Annotated in this window: 3 protein-coding genes and 1 pseudogene; 3 read left to right on the top strand and 1 reads right to left on the bottom strand. The window is 37.9% G+C overall.

Annotated features, from left to right (window positions below):
- Window positions 1-516: 516 nt before the first annotated feature.
- The 3 genes from ACQV2X_RS08545 (at window position 517) to mnmH (ending at window position 2,786) form a co-directional block, all read left to right on the top strand.
- The gene (locus ACQV2X_RS08545; protein WP_428874588.1) at window positions 517-1,146 is read left to right on the top strand and encodes a hypothetical protein; all 630 of its coding nucleotides are present in this window, start codon (window positions 517-519) and stop codon (window positions 1,144-1,146) included.
- Complete coding sequence (locus ACQV2X_RS08540) at window positions 1,125-1,460, top strand: hypothetical protein (RefSeq protein ID WP_428874589.1); 336 nt, start codon at window positions 1,125-1,127, stop codon at window positions 1,458-1,460. The genes ACQV2X_RS08545 and ACQV2X_RS08540 overlap by 22 nt, the downstream gene beginning before the upstream one ends.
- A 300-nt stretch (window positions 1,461-1,760) precedes the next feature.
- Window positions 1,761-2,786 carry a tRNA 2-selenouridine(34) synthase MnmH gene (gene mnmH / locus ACQV2X_RS08535; RefSeq protein WP_428874591.1) on the top strand — a complete coding sequence of 342 codons (1,026 nt, stop codon included), beginning with the start codon at window positions 1,761-1,763 and terminating at the stop codon, window positions 2,784-2,786.
- Between the two features lie 41 nt (window positions 2,787-2,827).
- Here the strand turns inward: mnmH and ACQV2X_RS08530 are convergent.
- A pseudogene (locus ACQV2X_RS08530) lies at window positions 2,828-3,605 on the bottom strand (nucleoside phosphorylase).
- Window positions 3,606-3,756 lie beyond the last annotated feature (151 nt).

Here is a 3,756-nt window from a genome sequence, read left to right as displayed (position 1 = left end):
GTTTTATCCCGCAAATTTTTAAAATTTCAGGACATTTTCATTTACGGTTGACAGACTTTATTAAAAATAATCGACTCTTTTTGTTAAACGTAAATGATAATGTCTCAAGAGAACACAAATCAAAATGTCCCATTTCTGAGTTATACTTCTTTCAGGGGTAGTTAGATGAAAGTTTGATTAACAATGTTCGAGCAAAGAAAATATGCTGTCATTCAATCGGTTGCACAGGGCCGAAAATCAAAAGCCAAAGACCAAGTGGAGCTCGGTTTATCGCGTCGCTCAATAAACGACGATTAACTGTCTATAAAACCTATGTTAAATTAGGCTTTCAACATGGAAATGTTAATCACTCCCCAATTAATAAAATAAGTCAAACAATTGAAAAAAGATTATCCATTTGTACCAAACTGTCTATGAAGGGTTCAATTTTAAACACTTCTGTGAAAAATTAAAGGCGTGTGAACAGATTCAAATTTTCGAATCGACTCTTCCAAATATCATGAAAAACATCAGACAGTGTCTCCTAAAGCGCGAAGACAAACACGTCGTCAGCCAAGACAAGCTCTCGAACAAAAAATTGAAGCCAAAGGAACACTCTCTCAACGGGATAAGGCGCTCTCTCAAACGGTAATTACTCTTTCTCCTGAAAAGGCTCACCTGGTATGTCCACGTAAAAAATATGCTGGCGATCCCCTTCAAATGGATGCTTCACAACACCAGTGGTTTGAAGGAGATACTTCCTATTATCATCTTCACACTACTATTGATGACGCGATGGGAAGGGGTGTTGGAGCTTCGTTTGATACGCAAGAAACCCTCAATGGCTATTCTGAAGTTACTCAACAATTTCTTACAAAATATGGCATACCTTATGAAATTTTGACAGATAATCGATCGATTTTTGATCAAAGAGGGACACAACGCAAAGAGGCCTCTTTGTCCGAAGCTATCGAACAAAAGGCCTACACTCAATTTGGATATGCGTGTCAGACGCATGGTATTCAATTAAGTTCCACTTCAATTCTGCAAACCAAAGGACCTATTGAGCGACTCTTCGGTATGTTTCAAGACCGTCTTTTCAATGAGATGAAGCTTGCAAATATCCAAACCATTCAAGAAGCCAATTGCTATCTCCCATCCATTTAGAGACGTTTAATAATCAAATTGCCCTCTCAATTAAGCCTAGCATAACCGCCTTTGAAAGACTAGCTAAGGGTATGAATTTAGATCCTATTCTCGCACGCTTTAATTGGTGTCGTATTCAAGCTAAGCATGCCATTCAGTATCAAAAGCATCGTTATCGTCTCATTGATCAGCAAGCTAAGCCCGTCTATTTGAATAAAAAGACAAAAGTGTTGGTGATTGAAAGCCGTAAACAAGAATTGTTTGCCTCTTACAAAGATCAACTCTATGCATTGGAAGAAATTCATCGGCATAAGTCGGTCAGTGAAAATCTATAAGAGCAAGCGATAATTGAACAAGCTAAACCTTCTATCCCACCTCTGTCTCATCCGTAGAAAGCAGCTTCCTATCAACCGTATTTATATAAAATGAAGACAAGAAGAGGCAACCAAGCAAAGCCCGGTAGGACTTTCGATCAATTCTTACTTGTACCCAAATTAATCAAAATTTCGGGACATAATCGCTTGGGGTTGACAGTCTTTCTTCAAGAAAAATAATCTAATCTTTCATTTTATAGTGATTAGATGTAAAATTTAATATTGAACTTATCTATTTAGTAACTAAAGGAAGGTGATCTTTTGAAATATTTAATTTCTTATCAACAATCAAAATCTTTATTAAACCCACTTTGGATAGATGTCAGAAGTCCTAAGGAATTTGCTCAAGGCCACCTTCCAAATGCTATCAATCTTCCTGTTATGGATGATTCAACCCGCCATGAGGTTGGAACACTTTATAGCCAAGGACAGATTGACCAGGCTAAACAAGTTGGTATTAATTTTATGAGTGGTATTTTACCGACCTTTTTTCAGCATATTATAACAGCTAGTCATGGCCATACATTAATTTTCTATTGTAAAAGTGGTGGCTTTCGCTCTTCTTCAATTGTTGGTTTATTAGATGGACTCGGTTTGACTGTCTATCAATTAGCTGGAGGGTACCAAGCTTATCGCCAACGTGTATTAGCTCAACTCGAAGTACTACCTCATCACTTTCAATTCGTATCTTTAGACGGTATGACTGGAACGGGCAAAACCTTGATTTTAAAACACATCGAAGCAATGGGTGGCCAAGTATTAGACTTAGAAGGTTTAGCGAATCATAGAGGGTCGCATTTTGGTCAGATTGGATTGGGTCAACAACCTAGCCAAGCTAATTACGAGGCAGCCCTAATTAACAAACTTGAATCATTCCAACCAGGCATTGTTTTTATCGAAGGAGAAAGTGCTAGCATTGGTAAGGTGCACACCCCCCACACCCTTTATCAAGCATATAAACAATCCCCCCATCAAGTCTACATTGATTCACCAATAGATTTACGAATTGAACGAATCGAAGATGAATATATTAATGCTTCTGATCAAAAAAATTTAGCAGAGATTAAAGAAAGCTTGAACAGAATGGATAAGATGAACCCGCAACGCAAGGCTATGCATATAGAATCCCTTAATCAAGGTGACTATGCATCCGTCATTAAAGATCTCATCCTTTCATACTATGATCAACACTACACACTTAAAAATAAAAATTTTGAATATCAGATCATTAATTATTCTTCGCTGGATACTGCACGTGCTTTAATCGACCTTTACGACGTTTTATAGTGAAAAAGCAGCGACCTTTTTGTCGCTGCTTTTGTTTTAGTCTACTTCCATATTAAAGCAAACTCAATTGCTATTTGAGCAATGAAAGCCTTAGAATCTAAGGCAAGATGATCGGATAAAGAACGGGCTGTCCCAAGCTTCTTCACTCAAATGATCGGCAGCATAAAAGAAGTGACACACTTCAACTGATCGCAATTGAGCCCAGGCGGCTACGGCTGAACATTCCATATCGACACAGATACAGCCTTGCTCTTTTCGTTTTTTATACCGATCAATTGTTTCTCTGAAAATAGCATCCGTTGTCCAGGCCTTACCAATACGCGATGAAACCCCTTTTTGATTGAGGTATGATTGAAAATCTTCTAAGCTCCTTTTATTTACATCCAATTCATAGCTTGGTTTAAGATAGTGGAAAGAGGTTCCTTCATCACGCACCGCTCGATTTGGAATAATAATTGATACCTCTTCAATACTAGAGTCTAGCACACCACAGGTTCCAAATAAAACGAGGCGTTTCATACCCATTGCCCATAGGTGCTCCAGGACGCCTACACAAGCCGGACTTCCTACTTGAGAATTGAAAGCAGCAATCGTTTGTTTTCCAATTTGTAGCCGATAAATGGGAATCTCGCCATGAGCAGTAGAAGTGGAAGCAATCGCTTCATGTGGATAATCACTGATCATTCTTTGGAAAGTTAAGCAGGAAAAGCAAGAAACTACTGTGTCTGGAAAATTTACTACTTTCTCTGTGACTTCTTTAGGGTTAATAATAGCTTGGGGATTATGATCCCATTCATGTAAAGGTAAGTGGCTATTCATATCCTTCCTCCCAATTTTTTTCTATCTTACTAAATACTCTAGTTGTTAACAAGAGAAAGATAACTTTTCGCTATCCTTTGCAATCAATTTAATTAGTAGTGTCAACCGTAAATGAAAATGTCCTGAAATTTTAAAAATTTGCGGGATAAAA

Source organism: Facklamia sp. P12945 (assembly GCF_050409485.1).
Taxonomy (GTDB): domain Bacteria; phylum Bacillota; class Bacilli; order Lactobacillales; family Aerococcaceae; genus Facklamia.
The sequence above is the reverse complement of the archived record's forward strand: the minus strand, read 5'-3'. Positions and strand labels throughout refer to the sequence as shown.